This window comes from Pseudomonas sp. CCNWLW23, from assembly GCF_037095675.1.
GTDB lineage: Bacteria > Pseudomonadota > Gammaproteobacteria > Pseudomonadales > Pseudomonadaceae > Aquipseudomonas > Aquipseudomonas atacamensis.
The window spans coordinates 80,438-104,516 of record NZ_JBAWKM010000015.1 but is presented as its reverse complement, the minus strand read 5'-3'; the positions used below and the strand labels follow the sequence as shown (position 1 = coordinate 104,516).

Below are 24,079 nucleotides of genomic sequence, written 5' to 3'. Positions count from 1 at the left end.
ACAATATGTGTTTTGCCGGTCGAAGACGTCCGCGTAAGGTGCGGCACATGGATAAATGGATTGAGTTGGTCAAGGCCAAGATGAGTGAACTCAAAGTCACTCAAACAGAGCTCGGAGAGCGCGTCGGCATGTCCCAGGGCGGGATCGGTCATTGGCTGAACAAGCGTCGCGAACCCGGTGTTACCGAAATGAACCGCGTGCTCAAGGCGCTGGGAATGGACTTCCTGGAAGTCGTTCTGGTGATTCGCGAGCCGCAGCCGACGCCGGAAGACGAAATGCCGCTGGCGCAGAAGTACAACCCGTACTTCCGTTATCCGGTCTGCGATTGGCGTGCACCGTGCGAAGTGCGTGACACTGCGGCGAGCTATCCCGGAGCATCAGCGAAGCAGCGCTTCGAACTGACGGATTACCACGCTCGTGGCGGTGCCGCGTTCTGGCTGACGGTGACGGGGGATTCGATGACCGCGCCGAGCGGCCAGAGCGTTGCCGAGGGCATGCTGATTCTGGTTGACCCAGAGTTGGAGGCAGTGCCTGGCAAACTGGTGATCGCCCAGTGGCCGGACAGCGAAGAAGCGATTTTCCGCAAACTCGACGAACAGGCCGGCCAGCGTTACTTGGTGCCGCTCAATCCAACCTGGCCGAAAACCCTGCTAACCGATGAATGCCGGATCATCGGCGTGGTGGTTCAGGCAACGGCGCGTTACTGAGCGAATCGATCCTCGCTCAAGGCGAGGGTCGATCCTTTTATTTCATCCTTCTTCCAGTTCAACCAAAGCGCTGCCTTCGCTGACCATATCGCCTTCCTGGCAATACAGCGCTTTGATCACACCGGCCTGCGGCGCGCGGATGCTGTGTTCCATCTTCATGGCTTCCAGCACCACCAGTTGCGCCCCGGCCTCAACCGACTGTCCCGTTTCGACCAGCACGCGCACGATGCTGCCGTTCATTGGCGCGGTCAGACCGCCCTGATGGCTGTGGCTGGCTTCAACGGCACTGATCGGATCGAACGCCTCGATGCGCCGCAATTCGCCGTCCCATTCCAGATACAAGGCGCCACCCTGACGAATCGCCCGCAATGGGCGGCGCACGCCGTCATGCTCGACGGTCAGCGCTTCGCCCTGCAGTTTTGCATCGGCCTCACTTCTCAAGGTCAACGCGCGATCCTGTCCCTCGCAGCTCAAATGCAAGGTAATTTCCGCCGGCAAGCCTGCGCGCAAACCACTGCTGTAAGACCAGGGGGAGGCGGGATCATCCGCCCGCGCACGCTTCGGCAAACTCTGCGCAAACGCCTGCGCCGCCGCCTGCCAGAACTCATCGCTCAACGTGCCTGGTGCTGTCAGCAATTGCTCCTGATAGCGCGGAATGAACCCGGTATCCAGCTCTGCCGCCGCAAACGCTGGATGCGCGATGATCCGGCGCAGGAAATTGATGTTGGTCTTCAGCCCGCCAATCGCAAACTCGTCGAGCATGCTCAACAGACGCAAGCGCGCCTGTTCGCGATCTTCACCCCAGGCAATCAGTTTGCCGAGCATCGGATCGTAGAACGGCGATATCTCGTCACCTTCCTCGACGCCGCTGTCTACCCGCCGCCCCGGTCCCTGCGCCGATTCGCGGTACAAGTCCAGACGCCCGGTGGCCGGCAGGAAATCATTCGCCGGATCTTCGGCATACAAACGCACTTCGATCGCATGACCATTGAGTGGCACCTGCGCCTGAGTGATCGGCAGCGCTTCCCCACGGGCGACGCGAATCTGCCAGGCGACCAGATCGAGCCCGGTGATTGCTTCGGTCACCGGGTGCTCGACTTGCAGCCGCGTGTTCATCTCCATGAAGAAAAACTCGCCGCGCGCATCCAGCAAAAACTCCACGGTACCGGCGCCGACATAACCGATCGCCTGCGCCGAACGCACGGCCGCTTCGCCCATTGCCCGGCGCAACTCGGGCGTCAGGCCCGGCGCCGGGGCTTCTTCGACGACTTTCTGGTGCCGACGCTGGATCGAGCAGTCGCGCTCGTTGAGGTACAGGCAGTTGCCGTGCTGATCGGCGAACACCTGAATCTCCACATGACGTGGCTTGAGCAAATACTTTTCCACCAACATCCGCGAGTCGCCAAACGACGACTGCGCTTCGCGCTGCGCCGAGGCGAGGGCTTCAGCGAGTTGGCTGACATCCTCGACCACTTTCATGCCTTTGCCGCCACCCCCCGCAGTGGCCTTGAGCAGCACCGGATAACCGATGCGTTCGCAGGCTTCGCGGAAGGTGTCGAGGTCCTGCGCTTCGCCGTGATAGCCCGGCACCAGTGGCACGCCGGCCTTTTCCATCAGCGCCTTGGCGGCGGATTTGCTGCCCATCGCATCGATGGCCGCGGCGGGCGGGCCGAGGAAGATCAGTCCGGCGGCTTCGATGGCGCGGGCGAATCCAGCATTCTCCGAGAGAAAACCGTAGCCGGGATGAATCGCCTGGGCACCGCTGGCCTTGGCGGCGGCGATCAATTTATCGATTTGCAGATAACTCTCGGCAGCCTTGCTGCCGCCCAGATCCACACGGATATCGGCTTCACGGCTGTGCCGCGCATCGCGGTCGGTGGCGCTGTGCACGGCGACAGTGGTCAGGCCCAAAGCCTTGGCGGTGCGCATCACGCGGCAGGCAATTTCGCCGCGGTTGGCCACCAGCAGGGTGGTAATCACAGGTGCGCTCATCAACGCGACTCCTTGGTGGATGCGGCTTGCCAGTTCGGTGGGCGTTTTTGCAGGAAGGCGCGCAAGCCTTCCTGGCCTTCGGCGCTGACGCGAATCCGCGCGATGGCATTTTCGGTGTAGCGGCGCAGGGCCGGGGTCAGCGCGCCGTTGCCGACTTCGCGTAGCAAGTCCTTGCTGGCGCGCATGGCCGCGGGGCTGTTGAGCAGCAGGTTGTCGATCCACTGTTCGACCTGTTGCTCCAGTTCCGCCGCAGGATAGCTTTCGGCGAGCAAGCCGATCTCCCGCGCCCGCTGCCCGCTGAAGCGCTCGGCAGTCAGCGCATAGCGCCGTGCCGCACGCTCGCCGATCGCCTGCACCACGAACGGGCTGATCACGGCCGGTGCCAGGCCGATGCGCACTTCCGACAGGCAGAACTGCGCGTCATCGGCGCCGATCGCCATGTCACAGCAACTGATCAAGCCCAGCGCGCCACCAAACGCCGCGCCCTGAACCACAGCCAGAGTGGGGATTTTCAGTTTGGCGAGGTTGTACATCAGCTCGGCCAGCTCGCGGGCGTCGTCGAGGTTGGTGTGGTAATCGAGTTCCGCTGATTGCTGCATCCACGCCAGGTCAGCGCCGGCACTGAAGTGCTTGCCGCGCCCGCGCAGCAGCAGGAAGCGCAGGCTCGAATCGCTGGCGACCTTGTCGAGAGCGAGGATCAGTTCGCGGATCATCTCGGCGTTGAAGGCGTTGTTTTTCTCCGCGCGGTTAAGCCACAGCGTCGCGAAACCGCGTGGATCGGTTTGCAGTTCGAGGGTATTGAAGTCGTTCATCAGATTCTCCCCATCACATCCGGAACACGCCGAAGCGGCTCGGTTCGATTGGCGCGTTCAGCGACGCGGACAGGGCCAGGGCCAATACATCGCGGGTCTGCGCCGGGTCGATGACGCCGTCGTCCCACAGCCGTGCGCTGGAATAATAGGGGTGACCCTGTTCTTCGTACTGATCAAGAATCGGCTGCTTGATCTCGGTCTCCTGCTCGGCGCTGAACGCCTGACCGCTGCGTTCGGCCTGTTCGCGCTTGACCTGCACCAGCACACCGGCGGCCTGTTCGGCGCCCATCACGCCGATCCGCGCGTTCGGCCACATCCACAAGAAACGCGGATCGTAAGCGCGCCCGCACATGCCGTAGTTGCCGGCACCGAAGCTGCCGCCGATGATCACGGTGAATTTCGGCACCTTGGCGCAGGCCACTGCGGTCACCAGTTTCGCGCCGTGTTTGGCGATGCCGCCGGCCTCGTATTTCTGGCCGACCATGAAACCGGTAATGTTCTGCAGAAACAGCAGCGGGATGCCGCGCTGGCAGGCCAGTTCGATGAAGTGCGCGCCTTTCTGCGCGGCTTCGGCGAAGAGGATGCCGTTGTTTGCCAGAATCGCGATCGGGTAGCCGTGCAAGTGCGCGAAACCGCAGACCAGCGTGGTGCCGAACAGCGCTTTGAATTCATCGAACACCGAACCGTCGACCAGCCGCGCGATCACTTCGCGCACATCGAATGGCTGCTTGGCGTCAGCCGGAACCACGCCGTACAACTCGTCGCTGGGGTACAGCGGCGCAATCGGCGTGCGCTGCTGCACCTCGCCGAGCTTGCGCCAGTTGAGGTTGGCGACGCTGCGGCGGGCGAGGGCGAGGGCGTGTTCATCGTTCTCGGCGTAATGGTCGGCCACACCAGAAGTCTTGCAATGCACATCGGCGCCGCCCAGATCTTCGGCGCTGACCACTTCACCGGTCGCGGCTTTCACCAGCGGCGGGCCGGCGAGGAAAATCGTCGCCTGGTTGCGCACCATGATCGCTTCGTCCGCCATCGCCGGCACATACGCGCCGCCAGCGGTGCACGAGCCCATGACCACAGCGATCTGCGGGATGCCCATGGCGCTCATGTTGGCCTGATTGAAAAAGATCCGCCCGAAGTGCTCGCGATCCGGAAACACTTCGTCCTGACGCGGCAGGTTGGCACCACCGGAATCCACCAGATAAATGCACGGCAGGCGATTCTGCTGGGCGATGGTCTGCGCGCGCAGGTGTTTTTTCACGGTGAGCGGGTAATACGAGCCACCTTTCACCGTCGCATCGTTGGCGACGATCATGCATTCAACGCCTTCAACGCGACCGATGCCGGCGATCACCCCGGCAGCCGGCACGTCTTCGCCGTAAACCGCATGGGCGGCAAGTTGGCTGATTTCGAGAAACGGCGAGCCGGGGTCGAGCAAGCGATTGATGCGCTCGCGCGGCAGCAATTTGCCCCGCGAGGTGTGGCGTTCCTGAGCTTTGACACCGCCGCCCTGCGCGACTTGAGCGAGCAGGGTGTGCAGCGCGTCAACCTGTTTGAGCATCGCCGCACTGTTGGCGGCGAACTCCCCTGAACGCGGGTTGAGCTGAGTGTGCAGAATCATGGGGCTTACTCCGTAAGCAGCTTCTAGCTACAAGCGGCAAGCTGCAAGTTGGGGCAAGAGCGTGGATCTCTTGCAGCTTGTAGCTTGCGCCTTGCAGCTGACGAAATTCATTTCGTCTCGTTGAACAGTTCGCGGCCGATCAGCATGCGGCGGATCTCGCTGGTGCCGGCGCCGATTTCGTAGAGCTTGGCGTCGCGCAGCAGGCGGCCGGCGGGGAATTCGTTGATGTAGCCGTTGCCGCCGAGAATCTGGATCGCGTCGAGGGCCATTTGCGTGGCGCGTTCGGCGGTGTAGAGGATCACTCCGGCCGCGTCCTTGCGCGTGGTTTCGCCGCGCTCGCAGGCCTGGGCCACCGCGTACAGATAAGCGCGGCTGGCGTTGAGCTGGGTGTACATGTCGGCGACTTTGCCCTGGATCAGTTGGAATTCGCCGATGCTCTGGCCGAACTGCTTGCGGTCGTGGATGTACGGTACGATCAGGTCCATGCACGACTGCATGATCCCGGTCGGGCCGCCGGAGAGCACCACGCGCTCGTAATCGAGGCCGCTCATCAGCACTTTCACGCCACCGTTGAGCACGCCGAGAATGTTCTCCTCGGGTACTTCGACGTCATCGAAAAACAGCTCGCAGGTGTTGGAGCCGCGCATGCCGAGCTTGTCGAACTTGTTGCTGCGGCTGAAGCCTTTCCAGTCACGCTCGACGATGAACGCGGTGATGCCGTGGGGGCCTTTTTCCAGGTCGGTCTTGGCGTAGATCACGTAGGTATTGGCGTCCGGACCGTTGGTGATCCAGGTTTTGCTGCCGTTGAGGACGAAGCGGTCGCCGCGTTTGTCGGCGCGCAGCTTCATCGAGACCACATCGGAACCGGCGTTGGGCTCGCTCATCGCCAGGGCGCCGACGTGCTCGCCGCTGATCAGCTTCGGCAGGTATTTGCTTTTCTGTTCGTGGTTGCCGTTGCGGTTGATCTGGTTGACGCAAAGGTTGGAGTGCGCGCCATAGGACAACGCCACCGACGCCGAGCCACGGCTGATCTCTTCCATCGCCACTACGTGCGCCAGATAACCCAGGCCCGCGCCGCCGTACTCTTCCGGCACGGTGATGCCGAGCAGGCCCATGTCACCGAATTTGCGCCACATGTCGGCGGGGAACAGGTTGTCGTGGTCGATCTGCGCAGCACGCGGGGCGATCTGATCGGCGACGAAGGACTGCACCTGATCGCGCAGCATGTCGATGGTTTCACCGAGGGCGAAATTCAGGGATGGATAGCTCATGTGGCACCTTTTGGCTTTTTTATCGGGTGGAGCGCACGACGAATCGGCGTTCAGCTTTACGTTAACGTAAAGCTTCCACAGTTGGACTGTCAATCGGCTTTACGTAAGCGTCAACTTGGGCGAGAGTAAGGGCAGTTCAGGATCAGATATCGGTTTGTTTCTGGTGGGAGCGAGCCTGCTCGCGAAAGCGCTGTATCAGTCGCCCTAAAGGGTGAATGACGCAGCGTATTCGCGAGCAGGCTCGCTCCCACAGGGATTCAAAACCGGGAAAACCCACTAATAAAGACAATAGGGGTCGTCATGGATCAACCCAGTGCAAACCCGCAGCGCAGCTACAGCCGTGGCTCTCAGGACCACGCCCTGCTGGCGATGACCATTGGTCAGCGCTTCGATCAGACTGTCGCGCAACACCCGGACGGCGAGGCGTTGGTGGTGCGCCATCAACGGCTGCGGTATTCGTGGCGGCAACTGGCCGACGCGGTGGATGAGCAGGCCAGGGCCTTGCTCGCACTGGGCTTGCAGACCGGCGATCGCCTCGGCATCTGGGCGCCGAATTGCGCGCAGTGGTGCATTACCCAGTTCGCCACGGCGAAGATCGGCGTGATCCTGGTCAATATCAATCCCGCCTATCGCAGCTCCGAACTCGAGTACGTGCTCAAGCAATCCGGCTGTCAGTGGCTGGTCTGCGCCGGAGCATTCAAAACCTCGAATTACCACGCGATGCTCCAGAGCTTGGCGCCAGAATTGGCCGAGCACGCCATCGGTCAGCTGCGCAGCGAACGCCTGCCGGAGCTGCGCGGCGTGATCAGCCTCGATGCCAATCCGCCGCCCGGTTTTCTGCCGTGGTCGCAGCTCAGCGATCTGGCCGCCAGCGTCTTGTCCGAACAGCTGCGCGAACGCAGCGCCAGTCTGCATTTCGATCAACCGGTGAACATCCAGTACACCTCCGGCACCACCGGTTTCCCCAAGGGCGCGACCCTCAGTCACTACAACATTCTCAACAACGGCTACATGGTCGGCGAAAGCCTCGGCCTGACGGCTGCCGATCGTCTGGTGATTCCGGTGCCGCTGTATCACTGCTTCGGCATGGTCATGGGCAACCTCGGTTGCGTCACCCATGGCAGCACGATGATTTACCCCAATGACGCGTTCGATCCGGCGCTGACCCTGCAAGCGGTGGCCGAAGAAAAAGCCACGGCGCTGTACGGTGTGCCGACCATGTTTATCGCCATGCTCGATCAGCCGCAGCGGCAGACCTTCGACCTGTCGAGCCTGCGCACCGGGATCATGGCCGGCGCCACCTGTCCGATTGAGGTCATGCGCCGGGTGATCAACGAAATGCACATGAGCGAAGTGCAGATCGCCTACGGCATGACCGAAACCAGCCCGGTGTCGCTGCAGACCGGGCCTGCGGATGAGCTGGAATTGCGCGTCACCACGGTCGGGCGCACCCAGCCGCAACTGGAAAGCAAGATCATCGACACCGCCGGCAACCTCGTGCCGCGCGGCACCATTGGCGAATTGTGCACGCGCGGTTACAGCGTGATGCTCGGTTACTGGAACAACCCGCAGGCCACCGCCGAAGCCATCGATGAGGCCGGCTGGATGCACACCGGCGACCTGGCGAGCATGAACGAGGAGGGTTACGTCAACATCGCCGGGCGTAACAAGGACATGATCATTCGTGGCGGCGAGAACGTTTACCCCCGTGAGCTGGAGGAGTTCTTCTTCACCCATCCGGCGGTGGCCGACGTGCAGGTGATCGGCATTCCGTGCACGCGCTACGGTGAGGAAATCGTCGCCTGGATCAAATTTCACCCCGGCCACAGCGCCTCGGAGCTGGAGCTGCAAACCTGGTGCAAGGAACGCATCGCCCATTTCAAGACACCGCGTTACTTCAAATTCGTCGACGCGTTTCCGATGACGGTGACGGGCAAGATCCAGAAATTCAGGATGCGCGAGATCAGTATCGAGGAGCTGAAAACAATCGAGGGATAATCACAAAACTTCTGTGGGAGCGAGCCTGCTCGCGAATGCGGTGTGTCATTCAGCGCAAATGTGTCTGGCACACCGTTTTCGCGAGCAGGCTCGCTCCCACAGGGGTGCAGTGATAGAGAGACGAATCGCAGAAAGCACAAAGGGGAGCCGAAGCTCCCCTTTAATTTGTCGTTGCGTGCTCTTTTTATTATTGAGGGTCGGTCTGTTGTTGTTTTTGGCAACCGTGGCCCTGTACAGCTTTTTGGCGACCCCCATCCGGGGTCAAGAGCAAACGTATTTTTTTGAGCGCTGATCTGCTTTCTCGTTTAACGATCCAACCGATTCGGGAGCTACCTGAAGGTAGTTTTATTGTTCTCTGCCCGGTTGCGGGTCACTCCTGAGAGCACCCTGAAAAGCACACCTTCTCCAAAAAAATCTGTTAGCTGCGTCTCTGCCGTGTTGTTCTTGTTATGTCAGAGTCGTTTCGTCTTGTTTTTATTGGTTTGCGGCTTTTTATTCTTGTTATGCGATAGAGATAGCAGGTGTCGTGCCAACTTTTAAAAGCCTTTATAAATCAACGGCTTAACTTTTTCAGGCTTTTTCGACTCCAGGCAAAGCCAGACAATTTGTTTCCGTGTTACTCGCTTTTGCCCACATCGCTGACGCAGCGGTAACACCTCACTGCGCGCTGCGCGCCTTGGCCACCCGCGAACCGCTCGGACGGCCGAGCACTGCGCTGATCTGCTGGCCCGCGGCAATCAAGGCGTCCAGGTCGATACCGGTCTCGATGCCCAGGCCATCGAGCAGGTACACCACGTCCTCGGTGGCAACGTTACCGCTCGCGCCTTTGGCGTACGGGCAGCCGCCGAGGCCGGCGATAGAGCTGTCGAACACCGCAATGCCTTCGAGCAGGCTGGCGTAGATGTTGGCCATGGCCTGGCCATAGGTGTCGTGGAAATGCCCGGCGAGTCTGTCCCGTGGCACCTGCGCCGAGACCACCTCGAACAGGCGCCGGGTCGCGCCCGCCGTGCCGGTGCCGATGGTGTCGCCCAGCGACACTTCATAGCAGCCCATCGCGTACAGCTCACGGGCGACCATCGCCACTTGCTCCGGCGCAACCGTGCCTTCATACGGGCAGCCCAGCACACAGGAAACGTAACCGCGCACGGTAACGCCGTGTTGTTTGGCGGCCTCCATGATCGGCGCAAACCGCGCCAGGCTTTCGCTGATCGAGCAATTGATGTTGCGCTGCGAGAACGCCTCGGAGGCGGCGGCGAACACCGCGACTTCCTTGACCCCGGCGGCGAGCGCGTCTTCAAAGCCGCGCAGGTTCGGCGCCAGTGCGCCGTAGGTCACGCCAGGTTTGCGCTGGATCTGCGCGAACACTTCGGCGGATCCGGCCATCTGCGGCACCCATTTCGGCGAAACGAAACTGCCGACTTCGATGTAGCCAAGCCCGGCGGCGCTCAGCGCATCGACCAGTTGCACCTTGTCGGCGACGCTGATCGGTTGGGCTTCGTTCTGCAGGCCATCGCGCGGGCCGACTTCGATCAGGCGTACTTGGGAGGGGAGGGACATGGGTGGGACCAGCCTGTTTTTTGAGTTCACGAAGAACCCTGTGGGAGCGAGCCTGCTCGCGAAAGCGGTGGATCAGTCACCGTTAATGTTGGATGACAGAATGCATTCGCGAGCAGGCTCGCTCCCACAGGGGCACCAATATTTGCTAGATCGCCTGCTGGCTCTTGAGCGTCTGCTCCAGCGCCTGCACACAGCGCTCTTCGGCTGTGTCCAGCTCGAGCTTCATCTGTTCGATATCCAGCAGCTGCTGTTCGAGCTGTTCGCGGCGTTCGCTGATTTTCGCCAGCATGCTGTTGAGCTGTTTGGTGTTACCGCCTGACGGGTCGTAGAGTTCGATCAGCTCGCGGCATTCGGCCAGGGAAAAACCGATGCGCTTGCCGCGCAGGATCAGCTTCAGAGTGACCTTGTCGCGCGGCGAATAGATCCGTTCCTGGCCACGACGCTCGGGGCTGAGCAGGCCTTGCTCTTCATAAAAGCGGATCGCCCGGGTGGTGATATCCAGCTCGCGGGCGAGGTCGGAAATGCTGTAGGTCTGACTGCTCATGAAAGCGCTCGGAAAATGGGCATGGCGCTAAGCTAATCGGTGGTTTACGTTTACGTCAAGCGGGATGGTTTTGGGGTGTCTGTACAGGCCTCTTCGCGAGCAGGCTCGCTCCCACATTCGACCGCGTTCCTTCAGATGAAATGCAATTCATTGTGGGAGCGAGCCTGCTCGCGAAGAACGATAACGCGGTAAAAAAGCCCTACACCTTCTCCAGCTTCTTCTCCTGCGCCGTCACCTGCTGGCACAACTCGATCATCTGCTCGCGCATCCAGCGGTTGGCCGGGTCCTGGTCGGTGCTTTCGTGCCAGTACAAATGCGTTTCCACCGAGGGCACATCATTCACCGGCAAATTGAACGACTGCAAATCATGGCGGCGGGCGAAGCGTTCCGGCACGGTCATGACCATGTCGGTCTGCTGCATCACTTGCGAAGCCATCAAATAGTGCTGCGAGCGCAGGGCGATCTTGCGCTGGATGCCCATTTTGCCCAGCGCCAGATCGACATAACCCAGACCGCTGCGGCGGCTGGAAATATGGATGTGGGTCAGCGACAGGTAGTCGTCGAGGCTGAGTTTTTCCTTGCCCGCCATTGGGTGGCCCTTGCGCATGGCGCAGACGTAACGGTCGTCCATCAGCTTGACGTGGCGCACCTGCGGGTCGGTATTGAGCGGCGCATCCACGGCGAAATCCAGACGCCCGGCCGCGAGTTCCTTGGTGGTTTCCCGGCGCTTGGACAGAAAGCTTTCGATGATCACCGTTGGCGCGAGGCGGCGCAGGCGCTGGAACAGTGGCGGCAGAATGATTGCTTCCGTCAGGTCGGTCATGCTGATGCGGTAGGTCTTGACCGCCTGCGCCGGGTTGAAGATGCGACTTTCCTGCACCGACACGCGCAGCAGCGACAGGGCGTTGCGCACCGGGCCGATGATGTTCTGCGCCATCGGCGTGGGCACCATGCCCTGAGCGGTACGCACGAAGAGCGGGTCGTTGAAAGTTTCGCGCAACCGCGCCAGCGCGTTGGACACCGCCGGCTGGGTGATCCCGACAATCTGCCCCGCGCGGGTCAGGTTGGCTTCGGTGTAGATCGCGTCGAAGACGATGAAAAGGTTCAGGTCGACCTTGCTCAGATTCATAACGCGGCTTCTCTTGTTATTAAGTGCAAGTGTTTTGGGGCTGACGATCAGCGGATCATATATTGGTGATGAATGTTTATACACGCCGAGAATAGGCTAGGTAAATGATCAGCGCTGTTCTAGCATCGATTGCATGACTTGAACAACCTCTGCCCGAGAAGGTAACTACCCATGGATTTCGCTTATTCGCCCAAGGTTCAGGAACTGCGTGAGCGCGTAACTGCGTTCATGGATACTTACGTTTACCCGGCCGAAGCGGTGTTCGAACGCCAGGTCGCCGAGGGCGATCGCTGGCAGCCGACCGCGATCATGGAAGAGCTCAAGGCCAAGGCCAAGGCTGAAGGGCTGTGGAATTTGTTTCTGCCTGAGTCCAAGCTGGGCGCCGGCCTGAGCAACCTCGAATATGCGCCATTGGCGGAAATCATGGGCCGTTCCCTGCTGGGGCCGGAGCCGTTCAACTGCTCGGCGCCGGACACCGGCAACATGGAAGTGTTAGTGCGCTACGCCAACGAAGAGCAGAAACAGCGCTGGCTCGAGCCGCTGCTGCGCGGCGAAATCCGTTCGGCGTTCGCCATGACCGAGCCTGATGTGGCGTCTTCCGACGCAACCAACATGGCCGCCCGAGCTGTGCGTGACGGCGATCAGTGGGTAATCAACGGCAAGAAATGGTGGACTTCCGGCGCCTGCGATCCGCGCTGCAAGATCCTGATCTTCATGGGCCTGAGCAACCCCGACGCGCCACGTCACGCCCAGCACTCGATGATTCTCGTGCCCGTCGACACCCCCGGGGTGAAAATCGTCCGGCCGCTGCCGGTGTTCGGTTACGACGACGCACCGCACGGTCACGCCGAAGTGCTGTTCGATAACGTTCGGGTGCCGTACGAAAACGTCCTGCTCGGTGAAGGACGCGGCTTTGAAATCGCTCAGGGTCGCCTTGGCCCAGGCCGCATTCACCATTGCATGCGTTCGATCGGCATGGCTGAACGGGCATTGGAACTGATGTGCAAACGCTCGGTGAGTCGCACCGCATTCGGCAAACCGCTGGCGCGTCTGGGCGGCAACATCGACAAGATCGCCGACTCGCGGATGGAGATCGACATGGCGCGTCTGCTGACGTTGAAAGCGGCGTACATGATGGACACCGTCGGCAACAAAGTGGCGAAAAGCGAGATTGCGCAGATCAAAGTCGTCGCGCCGAACGTGGCCTTGCGGGTGATCGACCGGGCGATTCAGATGCACGGTGGGGCAGGGGTGTCGAACGATTTCCCGCTGGCCTATATGTACGCGATGCAGCGCACCCTGCGTCTGGCCGACGGCCCGGACGAAGTGCACCGCGCGGCGATTGGCAAGTTCGAGATCGGCAAGTATGTGCCGAAGGAGATGATGCGTAGCGGCCAGTAACACCTCGTTATCGTTCATCGCGGGCAAGCCCGCTCCCACAGGGATCTACAGTGGACATGAATCTCGTGTTCACCATCGAACCTGTGGGAGCGGGCTTGCCCGCGATGGCCTAAGCAGGTTCACCACAGCAGGGGCTGAGTCAATACACCCAAACCTCAACCCGCCGATTCTTGATCCGCCCTTCATCCGCGCTGTTGGTCGCCACCGGCATCAGTGCGCCGAAGCCACGGACTTCGCGCATGACCACACCGTTTTTGACCAGCTCGCGCCGCACCGCCATCGCCCGTAGCTTCGACAGCAGATCGGCCCGCGCCGGGTCATCCTTCAAATCACCAAACCCCACCAGCGTCACCGCCCGCTCGGTCTTGCCATTGCGCTTTATATAGTCGAGCACCCGCGCCAGATCCTGCCGCGCCTTGTTGTCCAGACTGGCGCTGCCCTCGGCAAAACGAAAATTCACTGTCAGACGCTGGGCATGCCGGCTGAGGGATTGGTAACCCTCGGGCATCAGCGCGTTCGGCGCCACGCTCATGGCTTGTACGGTCTGGCTGACAAAACCGCTAGTCGCGACGATCCCCTGACCCTGTGGACTTTGCGCGAACGTTGCCAACGCCTGCGCCCACGGATTGCGGCTGTCCGGCGGCAGATAAAAGAACAAGCGCCGCGACAGCGGATAATCTTCGGTGGCGATCAGACTGTTCAGCGGCAGCATCGCTTGCGAGGCGCCATCGGCAATCGCCACGGCTTTGGCCTGACGCACGTAAGGCAAGCCGATGAAGCCGATACCTTGCGGATCGGCGCTGACCGCGTCGGACAATTGCTCGCTGGATTCAAAACGCTTCGCCGCGCTGCTGAGACTTTTCCCACGCCGGCTCAGGACCAGTTCCTTGAAGGTGTCGTACGTCCCGGACTGATCATCCCGCGCATATAAATGGATGGCGCCGCCACGGCTACCGAGCTCTTCCCAGGTTTTCACTTCGCCGGCAAAAATCCGCGCCAATTGCTCGGTGTCCAGCTGCTGTAACGGATTGGCCGGGTTGAGGATGATCGCCAGGCCGTCGATGGCAATGACTTGCTCGGCCGCCGGGCTTTTCAGATCGCCGAGGGCTTGCAGGGCAAGCAGTTCGCTGTCCTTGATCTCACGGGAAGAGGCGGCCAGATCGGCGCTGGCGTTTTTCAATGCAGTGAAGCCAGTGCTGGAACCGTGGGCGGCGACTTCGATGATCACGCGTTGCCCTTGTGCGGTCTGGCCGACGATGCGTTGTTCGTTGGCGGTGTCCGGGGTTTCGCGGTGGATTTTCAGCAGGCCTTGTTCCTGCAACAGGCCTTCGACCAGCGCCGGGCCGAGTTCGGCGCCGATGGTGTTGGAGCCCTGAATGCGTAATGCCGGGCCGTTTTCGGGGATCGGCAGGGCGGCGGCGGACACCGACAGCCAGCCACTCAACAGGAAAACGCAGAGAACACGCAGGGTCATGCCGGCACCGAATCAAGCCAAGGGGATTGCCGGGGAGATTAAGTCAGGCGCGTGACCGAAATATGACAGGGATTGAAGGGTGTAAATATCAATTGTGGGAGTGAGCTTGCTCGCGAAGGCGGCGTATCAGCAACATATCTGATTACTGACACTCCGCCTTCGCGAGCAAGCTCGCTCCCACAGGGATCTCAGGCAACTCGCGGATCAGGCCAGCTCAAGCCAGATCGGCGCATGGTCCGACGGTTTTTCCATGCCGCGCAGTTCGTAGTCCACGCCGGCATCCTTGACCCGTGGCAGCAGGCCATGGGACGCCAGAATCACATCGATGCGCAGGCCACGCTTCGGTTCATCTTCGAAACCACGGCTGCGATAGTCGAACCAGCTGAACATGTCGCTCACGTCGGGGTTGAGGTGACGATAGCTGTCGGTCAGGCCCCAATTCTTCAGGCGCGCCATCCACTCGCGCTCCTCCGGCAGGAAGCTGCATTTGCCGGTTTTCAGCCAGCGCTTCATGTTGTCCGGGCCGATGCCGATGTCGCAGTCTTCCGGGGATATGTTCACATCACCCATCACCACCAGTGGCTGTTCATTGTGGAACTGGCTTTCCAGCAGCGCTTGCAGGTCGCTGTAGAAACGCTCCTTGGCAGGGAATTTGGTTGGATGGTCACGGCTTTCACCTTGTGGGAAATAGCCGTTCATGATCGTCACCGGCACGCCGTTGGCATCGGCAAAAGTGCCCCAGATAAAGCGCCGCTGCGCGTCTTCTTCGTCAGTGGCAAAGCCTTTATGGATGGCGATCGGTTCGTTGCGCGAGAGCAGGGCGACACCGTAATGGCCCTTCTGGCCATGGAAGTGCACGTGGTAACCGAGGGCGCGGATGTCTTCGTGGGGGAACTGGTCGTCGTGGACCTTGGTTTCCTGCAGGCCGATCACGTCGGGCTGATGTTTTTCGATCAGCGCTGCCAGCTGATGCGGACGGGCACGCAGTCCGTTGATGTTGAAGGAAACAATCTTCATGGTCGGCAGTCCTGGCAAAAGGGCGATGCTAGCTGACATGGGGAAGATGGGCCAGTGTGGGACAAATCATTTTGGCCTGTGGGATTTGTGATGCCCTATGCAGCGCCTCTGTGGGAGCGAGCCTGCTCGCGAAGAGGCCGGCAAGATCGATGAAGATCCCGACTTGGTCTATACCTGTCAGGGGAACCACATCACCCGCCCAAGGTTCGTACCAACAAGCGCGCCAGCCTCCGAGCGCGCCCCCGGGGAGAATCACTGCAATGCCTGAAACCCAGTCCGCCGTTGCCGACATCCACATGCTCGACCGCGGCTATTCACGCGAAGCCCGCTCGTTGCTGTATCAGGCCTATCGCCACGAGCCGACCTTCGGCTACCTGTTCGAAGCCGAGCGTCCCGGCTACGAACAGCGCGTGCGCGCGACGGTGCGCGAGTTGGTCAAACAGCATTTTCTCCAGGACCTGCCGGCGATCGGCCTGTTGGTCAACGATCGCTTGATCGGCATTGCCCTGATCGCACCGCCGCAACGGCGCCTGGGCGTTACCGAAAGCTGGGCGTGGCGCTTGCGCATGGTGCTCAGCACCGGTTTTCGCTGCACCCGGCGTTATCTGGAATACCACGACGCCGTCGCCGCATGCGTGCCGGGTGACTCGGTGCACATGCTGCCGCTGCTCGGCGTTCACCCGCAGTTTCAGGGCAAGCACTACGGCGAACAGTTGCTCACCGCCGTGCACAACTGGTGCGCGGTCGATGAAACCTCGCAAGGGGTGGTGCTCGACACCGGCAACCCGCGCTACCTGGAATTCTATAAAAGGCAGGGTTATCAGGAGATCGGCGAGGTTGCCGTCGGGCCGGTGCGCGAACACGTATTTTTCCACGCCAATCCGCAGGTGTTACAAACAGCAACGGGATAACGATCGAACTTCTTCACAAATTACCTGTTCTATCAGGCTCCCGAGCCCGTGATAGCATCCGCGCCTATGAAGTTTCCACGAAGATTTACCAGCGGCGTGCTGATGCTGTTATCCAGCTGCGCGGCGCTGGCGCAAAGTGAATTGGATGTACGGATCAAGCCGTCCAACGATGAACTCAAGGCCAATATAGAAGGCTATATCGGCAGCCTCGGCGATCGCGACGAAGAAGCCTTGCTGCGTTTCAGTCGCGGTGCCGAAGAGCAGGCGCGCAAAGCGGCGCAGGCTCTGGGCTACTATCAGCCGCAGATCGACAGTGACGTCAAGGGCGGGGAAAAACCGCGTCTGGTGCTGAACATCGATCCCGGCGAACCGATTCGCCTGCGCAACGTCACCGTGCGCGTCGACGGCCCGGCGGCCTCGCTGAAATCCTTTCGCGTACCGAAAAGCGACCTGCTCAAGTCCGGCGCCGTGCTCAACCATGGCCGTTACGAAGACGCCAAACGGGTGATCCAGAACCAGGCCTCGCGCTTCGGTTACTTCAGCGGTCATTTCACCAGCCAGAAACTCATGGTCGATCCGCGCGCGGGCGTGGCCGACATCGAATTGATCTACGACAGTGGCCCGCGTTATGCGCTGGGCAAAGTCAGCTTCGAGGGCGACACGCCGTTCGACGAAGACCTGCTGCAACGCATGGTGCCGTTCAAGGCAGGCGAGCCATACGACTCGGAACTGATCGCCGAACTCAACCGCGACCTGCAATCGAGCGGCTATTTCGAAGGCGTGCGCGTCGATGCAGCACCGACGGCAGCGCAGAACGATGTGATTCCGGTCGCCGTCAAACTCGACACGCGCAAGCCGCGCACCATGGGCCTGGGCCTCGGTTATTCGACCGACGTCGGCCCACGGATCAAGGCCAACTGGACGCGCCACTGGGTCAACCCGCAGGGCGACAGCTATGGCTGGGAGGCCGAGCTCTCGGCGCCCCGGCAGAACGTCGGGCTGTTCTACGACATCCCGCTCGACCCGCCACTGACCGACAAATTGCGCTGGGCCGGTGGCTATCAGTTCGAAGACATCGAAGGCTCCGACACCCTCAGCAAACTGCTGACCTTCGGCCCGGAATGGCACAGCAAGTTGCCCAGCGGCTGGCAGCGGGTGATCTCGCTGAAATGGCAACGTGAAGAATACGAACTCGGCGACGACTCCGGCCTGAGCACGTTGCTGATGCCCGGCATCAGTTATTCGTACCTCAAAAGCGACAACCGCATCGACCCGCGCAACGGCTATCGCCTGAGCTTCGAAAGCAAAGTGGCCAAGGAAGGCCTCGGTTCGGACAACAACCTTTTATATGGCACCGCGCTGGTCAAAGGCCTGACCACGGTGTTCGACAAGCACCGCTTGCTCGGCCGCGTGCAGGTCGGCGGCAGCGCCACCAACGGCTACAACTCGATTCCGCCATCGCTGCGCTTTTTTGCCGGTGGCGATCAGAGCGTGCGCGGTTACGACTATCAGAGCCTGTCGCCGAAAAATTCCGATGGCAAACGGATTGGCGGTCGCTACATGGTGGCTGGCAGCGTCGAGTATCAATACTCGATCGCCGAAAAATGGCGGGTCGCGACCTTCGTCGACCAGGGCAACTCTTTCAACAAACTTGAACTGCCCGACCTCAAGACCGGGGTCGGTGTGGGTGTGCGCTGGGTCTCGCCGGTCGGGCCGATCCGCCTTGACCTGGCCCACGCGCTGGACGACGACGGCGGCATCCGGCTGCATTTTTCCATGGGGCCTGAGCTGTGAAGCGTGGTGTGAAAATAACAGCGCTGACTTTGTTGGCGCTGGTCTTGTTGATCGTCTTGAGCCTGGCCGCACTGCTTGGCACGCAGGCCGGCAGTCGTTGGGCGCTGGGCCTGGTGCCGGGCCTGAGCGTGGAAAATTTCCACGGTCGCCTCGCTGGGCAATGGAGCGCCGATCACCTGGTGTGGCAGCAGGACACCAGCCGAGTCGAGCTGAACAAGGCGATCTTCGCCTGGTCGCCACTGTGCCTGACGCGCATGACCTTGTGCATCGATCAGCTCAAGGCCGAGCAGGTGATCCTGCAATTCCCGCCGAGCGAAGAAACCACCGAGAGCGGCCCGATCACACTGCCGGACCTGCAATTGCCGTTGGCCATTGAACTGGGCGATGTCGAAGTCGGCAGCCTGTTGTTCAACGGCAGCGAACAGCTCAAGGGCTTGCAACTGGCGGCCCACTGGACCGCTCAGGGCTTGCAGATCGACAGCGTGAAATTGCAGCGCGACGAGCTCAGCCTGAACCTGTCCGGCCTGCTGCAACCGAGCGGCAACTGGCCGCTGACGATTCAGGGCGATTTGACTTTGCCTTCTCCTGGCAGCGAGCCGTGGACGCTGGCGCTGAAAGTCGACGGCGATCTGCTGAAAACCCTCAACCTGCACGCCGACAGCCGTGGCTACCTCGACGGTCAGTTGAACGGCGAGTTGCAAGCGCTGGCGGAAAACCTCCCGGCCAAGCTGCGCATCACCAGCGACGCGTTCAAACCCAGCGCCGATCTGCCGGACACCCTGCAATTCAATCAGCTTGTGCTCACGGGCGAAGGCGACCTGAAAAACGGTTACCAACTGCTCGGCAACGCCACGCTGCCCGCCGAAAAATCGCCAGTGGCGCTGCTGCTCAAAGGCAAGGTCGACGCCAACGGCGCGCAGATTGCCGGGCTCGACCTCAACGCCAACGACACGCAAAGCCTCAAACTCACCGGCAATGTCGATTGGAGCAAGGGCCTCAGCGCTCAGGCCAATATCAACTGGCAAGACTTCCCGTGGCACCGGCTCTATCCGGAAATCGACGAGCCGCAAGTGACGTTGCGCACCTTTACCGGCGAAGTGTCCTACACCGACGGTCAGTACCTCGGCAATTTCGACGCCGCGCTGGATGGCCCGGCGGGGGCGTTCACCTTGAGCAGTCCGTTCAGCGGCAGCCTCGAACAGATCGCCTTGCCGCAACTGGTCATGCAGGCCGGGCAGGGCAAGGCCGAAGGGCACGTCAATGTGCGCTTCGCCGACGGCATCGCCTGGGATACCGCGCTGGATCTGTCGGCGCTCAACCCGGCGTACTGGGTCGCGGAGCTGCCGGGCACGCTGGCCGGGCCGTTGCAGAGCAAAGGCGAGATGAAGAATGATCAGCTCAGCCTCAGCGCCGACCTCGACCTCAAAGGCAAGCTGCGCGGCCAACCGGCGATTCTGCAGGCCAAGGCTGACGGCGCGGGCGAGCGCTGGAACCTCAACGCTCTGCAGATCCGCCTCGGCGACAACAGCATCAATGGCAAGGGCAGCCTGCAGGACAAACTCGGCGGGCAGATCGACATCAAGCTGCCGCGTCTGGCCCAGCTCTGGCCGCAATTGCGCGGGCAGGTCAACGGTCAGGTCAACGTCGCCGGTACGCTGAAGGCGCCACAGGGCAAGCTTGATCTGCAAGGTTCGCAACTGGCTTTTCAGGATAACCGTCTGCAAAGCCTCAACCTCGACGCCACGCTCGACAGCGCGCAGCGAGCGAAGATCAATCTCAAAGGCAGCGGCATTCAGACCGGCGACACCTCGCTGGGCACGCTGACCGCCAGTGCTCAGGGCGATATCAAAAGCCAGAAACTCAACCTCGACCTGATCGGACCGAAGCTGAAACTGGCGCTGGGTCTGGACGGCAATCTGGACAAGGGCAACTGGCGCGGACGCTTGGCCAGTGGCGACATTCAGGCCGGTGGCCAGGACTGGAAGCTGCAAGGCCCCGCAAAACTGGAGCGCCTGGCGGACGGTCAGATCAATTTCGGCGCGCATTGCTGGCTGTCCGGCAGCGCCAGCCTGTGTGGCGAAGACCAACGCCTGATGCCCGAGCCGAAGCTGCGTTATCACCTCAAGCAATTTCCGATCGAAAGCCTTGCGCAATGGTTGCCCAAGGACTTCGCCTGGCAGGGTCGACTCAACGCCGATCTGCAACTGGACCTGCCGGCGAGCGGCCCGAACGGCGTGGTCAGTGTCGATGCCAGCGGCGGCACCCTGCGCGTGCGCGACAAGGATCAGTGGCTGGATTTCCCCTACCAGACCCTCAAACTCAGCAGCAAGCTCACGCCCAAGCGCGTCGACACCGAGCTCAATTTTGTCGGCGGCAAACTCGGCGAATTACTGGTGCAGGCGCAGCTCAATCCGCTGCCGAAAAACAAACCGCTGAGCGGCTCGTTTCGCCTTTCCGGCCTCGATCTTTCGGTTGCGCGACCGTTCGTGCCGATGGTGGAAAAACTCACCGGCCGGCTCAACGGCAGCGGCACTATTTCCGGTGGCCTGCTCGCACCGCTGGTCAACGGCACCGTGCAGCTCAGCGACGGCGAAGTGTCCGGCGCCGAACTGCCGATGGAGCTGCAGAATCTGCAACTGACTGCAGCGATCGCCGGCGAATCGGTGCGCCTGGACGGTGGCTGGAACAGCGGCAAGACTGGCAAGGGCAGCCTCAACGGCAACGTCGCCTGGGGTCAGGCACTGGTGGTCGATCTGGCGCTCAAGGGCTCGCAATTGCCGGTCAGCGTCGAACCCTACGCCAAACTGGAAATGGCCCCGGACCTGAAGATTTCCATGGCCGGCGATGAGCTGAAAGTTGCCGGCAAGGTACTGGTGCCGAAAGGCGAAATCACCGTGCGCGAACTGCCGCCATCGACGGTAAAAGTCTCCGACGACACGATCATCGTTGGCGCGCAGACCGAAGAGGGCAAACCACCGATCGCGATGAAAATGGACATCAACGTGATCGTCGGCCAGGACAAGCTGAGCTTTGCCGGTTTCGGCCTGACCGCGAATCTGCAAGGTCAGGTGCACATCGGCGACAACATGGACACCCGTGGCGAACTCTGGCTCAACGACGGCCGCTATCGCGCCTATGGCCAGCGCCTGACGGTGCGGCGTGCGCGCCTGTTGTTCGCCGGCCCGATTGACCAGCCGTATCTGGACATCGAAGCGATCCGCCAGACCGACGACGTCATCGCCGGTATTCGCCTGAGCGGCAGCGCCGAACAGCCAACCACGCAGATCTTCTCCGAACCGGCGATGAGTCAGGAACAGGCGCTGTCGTACCTGGTGCTGGGCCGTCCGCTGAGCACCAGCGGCGAAGACAACAACATGCTCGCGCAAGCGGCATTGGGTCTGGGTCTGATGGGCAGCGCCGGGATCACCAGCGGCCTGGCCAAGGATCTGGGTATTCAGGACTTCCAACTCGACACCCAAGGCAGCGGCAACGACACCAGCGTCGTCGCCAGCGGCAACATCTCGGAAAAACTCAGCCTGCGCTACGGCGTCGGCGTCTTCGAACCGGCCAGCACCATCGCCCTGCGCTACAAGCTGAGCAAGAAGGTCTACGTCGAAGCGGCAAGCGGCGTGGCGAGTTCGCTGGATATTTTCTACAAGCGGGATTTCTAGAGCGCACCTGCTCATTTGAACCGAGTCGCACCCTTCGCGAGCAGGCTCGCTCCCACATTGGAACGCGTTTTCCCTGTGGGAGCGAGCCTGCTCGCGAATGCGGTTGCGCACGCAATAAAACCCAGTTCACTTGTCAATAAATTACCAAGCCCCCTAACTATTGCGTTGACATTCGCTGCCTAAGCAGTAACATCTCGACATACATTCACTGCCTAGGCAGTTATCAGGTCGACCCATGAAGCATTTCACCCCGGAAGAATTCAAACATTGCCACCTCGGCCTGTTGCTCGGCCGTGCCGCGTTGCTCAAGGACCGGATCATCGACACCCACATGGAACCCCACGGCATCACCGCCGCGCAGTTCAAGGTGTTGATCATCATGGCCCAGTTCGGCGTCGATACCCCGGCCGAGCTGTGCCGCCATCTGTCGCTGGACAGCGGGTCGATGACGCGCATGCTCGATCGCCTCGAGCAGAAGGCTTTTCTGATTCGCCAGCGCAGCGAAGGCGACCGGCGACAGGTGCAGTTGAAACTGACCGAGCAGGGCCAGCAACTGGCTGATCGCCTGCCGCACATCGGTGCCGATGCGATGAATGAACTGGCCGGCGCGATCTCCCGCGAAGAGCTGAAAACCCTGGAATACATCCTGAAGAAAATCCTGCTGGCCGCCGGTGATCCGATCACCATCCAGCGTCTAGGTGATCACAATGAGCGCTAACACTTTGCGCAGCAGCCTGACGCTGTTGCTATCGGCGATGATCCTCGCCGGTTGCGCCAATTACAGCGGCCTCGACACCGAAGGCCAGCGCCTCGACGCGAAGAGCCTGAAGACAGCGCAGTCTCTCGATGGCATCACCCTGTCGCCAGCGGCGTGGCCGAAAAGCGATTGGTGGAGCAGCCTCGGCGATCCGCAGCTCGACGGCCTGATCCGCGAAGCCCTGCACGACAGCCCGGACATGCAGATCGCCGCAGCCCGCGCCCATCAGGCCAGTGCCGCCGCCTATGCCGCCGATGCCGAGCGTTATCCGACCCTCGACGCCAGCGCCGGCATCAGCCGTTCGCGGCTGGCTCGTGATCAGGATCCGCTGGGGCAGGGCGGCGCCTATGCGACGGTGCGCAATGTCAGCGCCGGTTTCAATTACAACTTCGACTTGTGGGGCGGTCAGCGCGATGCCTGGGAAGCCGCACTCGGCGAGGCTCGCGCTGCTGAAGTCGACCGTCAGGCCGCGCAGCTGACACTTGCCGCTGACGTCGCCCGTGCGTATAGCGATCTCGGTCAGGCGCACATCGTTTACGACCTCGCCAGCGAAGACCTCAAGCGCACCCGGCAAATGCTCGACCTCAGCCAGCGCCGCTTGAGTTCGGGAATCGACAGCCAGTACCAGTTCCAGCAAACCCAGAGTCTGGAAGCCAGTTCTCAGGCCAGCCTGATCGACGCGGAAAAACGCTTGAACAGCGCGAAAATCGCCTTGGCCGTATTGCTCGGCAAAGGCCCGGATCGTGGCAACGAAATCGCTCGACCGAAAGTCCTGCAAGCCAGCGCCGTGGCGGTGCCGTCGGTGTTGCCGGCGGAACTGCTCGGACGCCGCCCGGATCTGGTCGCGGCACGCTGGCGTGTCGAAGCGGCGAGCAAAGACATCGATGCGGCGAAAACCCGTTTCTATCCCAACCTCAATCTGTCGGCCTCGGCCGGCGCCGAGTCGTTGCTGGGTGATGCGATGTTCGGTTCGGCCAGCCGCTTCTTCAACATCGCGCCGACCGTGTCGCTGCCGATTTTCGATGGCGGACGCTTGCGCGCCAACCTCGATGCGCGCGACGCCGATTACGATCTGGCGGTGGCGCAGTACAACAAAAGTCTGGTGAAAGCCCTCGGCGATGTCGGCGATACGATCAGTCAGCTGCGCGATATCGGCCGGCAGATTGGCGCGCAGCAACACGCCACCGACATTGCTCAGGACTCTTACAACACCGTCGTCCAGCGTTACGGTTCCGGCATCGGCAACTACCTGGACGTGCTCAGCATCGAGCAGCAATTGCTCCAGGCCCAGCGTCAGCTGGCGACCCTCAATGCCGAGCAGATCGACCTGTCGATTCAACTGATGCAAGCGCTGGGCGGCGGCTTTCAGGGTGAAAACCTGAACGCAGCCAACGCCAGCCCAGCCTCGTCGCACTACTAATTCAAG

At 61.3% G+C, this 24,079-nt stretch carries 17 protein-coding genes; 8 read left to right on the top strand and 9 right to left on the bottom strand.

All coding sequences use genetic code 11. From position 1 onward, the window contains the following. Positions 1 to 47 precede the first annotated feature (47 nt). Positions 48 to 707, top strand: coding sequence for a LexA family protein (locus tag V8J63_RS19085; RefSeq protein WP_071172928.1), 660 nt, complete (start codon positions 48 to 50; stop codon positions 705 to 707). A gap of 42 nt (positions 708 to 749) precedes the next feature. Here V8J63_RS19085 and V8J63_RS19080 read toward each other — a convergent pair whose 3' ends face one another. The 4 genes from V8J63_RS19080 to V8J63_RS19065 form a co-directional block, all read right to left on the bottom strand. Beyond that, positions 750 to 2,699 carry an acetyl/propionyl/methylcrotonyl-CoA carboxylase subunit alpha gene (locus tag V8J63_RS19080; RefSeq protein WP_336464491.1) on the bottom strand — a complete coding sequence of 650 codons (1,950 nt, stop codon included), beginning with the start codon at positions 2,697 to 2,699 and terminating at the stop codon, positions 750 to 752. After that, complete coding sequence (locus V8J63_RS19075) at positions 2,699 to 3,511, bottom strand: gamma-carboxygeranoyl-CoA hydratase (protein ID WP_281881729.1); 813 nt, start codon at positions 3,509 to 3,511, stop codon at positions 2,699 to 2,701. Before V8J63_RS19075 ends, V8J63_RS19080 begins: the two co-directional genes overlap by 1 nt. Positions 3,512 to 3,524: 13 nt before the next feature. Further along, on the bottom strand, positions 3,525 to 5,129 hold the full coding sequence (locus V8J63_RS19070; protein ID WP_130889190.1) for a carboxyl transferase domain-containing protein: 1,605 nt from the start codon (positions 5,127 to 5,129) through the stop codon (positions 3,525 to 3,527). A gap of 107 nt (positions 5,130 to 5,236) precedes the next feature. Beyond that, a complete protein-coding gene (locus V8J63_RS19065) occupies positions 5,237 to 6,400 on the bottom strand; it encodes an isovaleryl-CoA dehydrogenase (protein ID WP_016775311.1) in 1,164 nt (387 codons plus the stop codon). Positions 6,401 to 6,700: 300 nt separating this feature from the next. Here V8J63_RS19065 and V8J63_RS19060 point away from each other — a divergent pair, with 300 nt between their 5' ends. Then, entirely contained in the window at positions 6,701 to 8,398 is a 1,698-nt protein-coding gene (locus V8J63_RS19060; RefSeq protein WP_130889189.1) for an AMP-binding protein, read from the top strand. 657 nt (positions 8,399 to 9,055) lie between these two features. Here V8J63_RS19060 and V8J63_RS19055 read toward each other — a convergent pair. The 3 genes from V8J63_RS19055 to V8J63_RS19045 all read right to left on the bottom strand — a co-directional run bounded on the left by V8J63_RS19055 (position 9,056) and on the right by V8J63_RS19045 (position 11,628). Next, positions 9,056 to 9,955: a hydroxymethylglutaryl-CoA lyase gene (locus tag V8J63_RS19055; protein ID WP_122691939.1), complete on the bottom strand. Its 900-nt coding sequence runs from the start codon at positions 9,953 to 9,955 to the stop codon at positions 9,056 to 9,058. A 145-nt stretch (positions 9,956 to 10,100) separates the two neighbouring features. Further along, on the bottom strand, positions 10,101 to 10,499 hold the full coding sequence (locus tag V8J63_RS19050; protein WP_016775309.1) for a MerR family transcriptional regulator: 399 nt from the start codon (positions 10,497 to 10,499) through the stop codon (positions 10,101 to 10,103). A gap of 199 nt (positions 10,500 to 10,698) precedes the next feature. Beyond that, positions 10,699 to 11,628, bottom strand: a complete 930-nt coding sequence (locus V8J63_RS19045; RefSeq protein WP_016775308.1) for a LysR family transcriptional regulator — start codon at positions 11,626 to 11,628, stop codon at positions 10,699 to 10,701. A 171-nt stretch (positions 11,629 to 11,799) separates the two neighbouring features. Here V8J63_RS19045 and V8J63_RS19040 point away from each other — a divergent pair, with 171 nt between their 5' ends. After that, complete coding sequence (locus V8J63_RS19040; protein ID WP_130889188.1) at positions 11,800 to 13,029, top strand: acyl-CoA dehydrogenase; 1,230 nt, start codon at positions 11,800 to 11,802, stop codon at positions 13,027 to 13,029. Between the two features lie 139 nt (positions 13,030 to 13,168). Here V8J63_RS19040 and V8J63_RS19035 read toward each other — a convergent pair whose 3' ends face one another. Together V8J63_RS19035 and xthA are read right to left on the bottom strand one after the other, a co-directional pair. Then, positions 13,169 to 14,503 carry a phosphate ABC transporter substrate-binding/OmpA family protein gene (locus V8J63_RS19035; protein WP_336464488.1) on the bottom strand — a complete coding sequence of 445 codons (1,335 nt, stop codon included), beginning with the start codon at positions 14,501 to 14,503 and terminating at the stop codon, positions 13,169 to 13,171. 204 nt (positions 14,504 to 14,707) lie between these two features. Next, positions 14,708 to 15,520 (bottom strand): exodeoxyribonuclease III, encoded by an 813-nt coding sequence (xthA, locus tag V8J63_RS19030; RefSeq protein ID WP_073471316.1) that lies wholly within the window; start codon positions 15,518 to 15,520, stop codon positions 14,708 to 14,710. 260 nt (positions 15,521 to 15,780) lie between these two features. Between xthA and V8J63_RS19025 the strand changes: the two genes are divergently transcribed. From V8J63_RS19025 to V8J63_RS19005, 5 genes are all read left to right on the top strand, one after another. Further along, the gene (locus tag V8J63_RS19025) at positions 15,781 to 16,431 is read left to right on the top strand and encodes a GNAT family N-acetyltransferase (protein ID WP_016775303.1); all 651 of its coding nucleotides are present in this window, start codon (positions 15,781 to 15,783) and stop codon (positions 16,429 to 16,431) included. A 66-nt stretch (positions 16,432 to 16,497) separates the two neighbouring features. After that, complete coding sequence (locus tag V8J63_RS19020) at positions 16,498 to 18,225, top strand: autotransporter assembly complex protein TamA (protein ID WP_016775302.1); 1,728 nt, start codon at positions 16,498 to 16,500, stop codon at positions 18,223 to 18,225. Continuing rightward, the gene (locus V8J63_RS19015) at positions 18,222 to 21,896 is read left to right on the top strand and encodes a translocation/assembly module TamB domain-containing protein (protein ID WP_336464487.1); all 3,675 of its coding nucleotides are present in this window, start codon (positions 18,222 to 18,224) and stop codon (positions 21,894 to 21,896) included. Before V8J63_RS19020 ends, V8J63_RS19015 begins: the two co-directional genes overlap by 4 nt. Positions 21,897 to 22,131: 235 nt before the next feature. Next, a complete protein-coding gene (locus V8J63_RS19010) occupies positions 22,132 to 22,614 on the top strand; it encodes a MarR family winged helix-turn-helix transcriptional regulator (RefSeq protein WP_024013429.1) in 483 nt (160 codons plus the stop codon). Then, positions 22,604 to 24,073: an efflux transporter outer membrane subunit gene (locus V8J63_RS19005; protein ID WP_336464486.1), complete on the top strand. Its 1,470-nt coding sequence runs from the start codon at positions 22,604 to 22,606 to the stop codon at positions 24,071 to 24,073. The genes V8J63_RS19010 and V8J63_RS19005 overlap by 11 nt, the downstream gene beginning before the upstream one ends. Positions 24,074 to 24,079 lie beyond the last annotated feature (6 nt).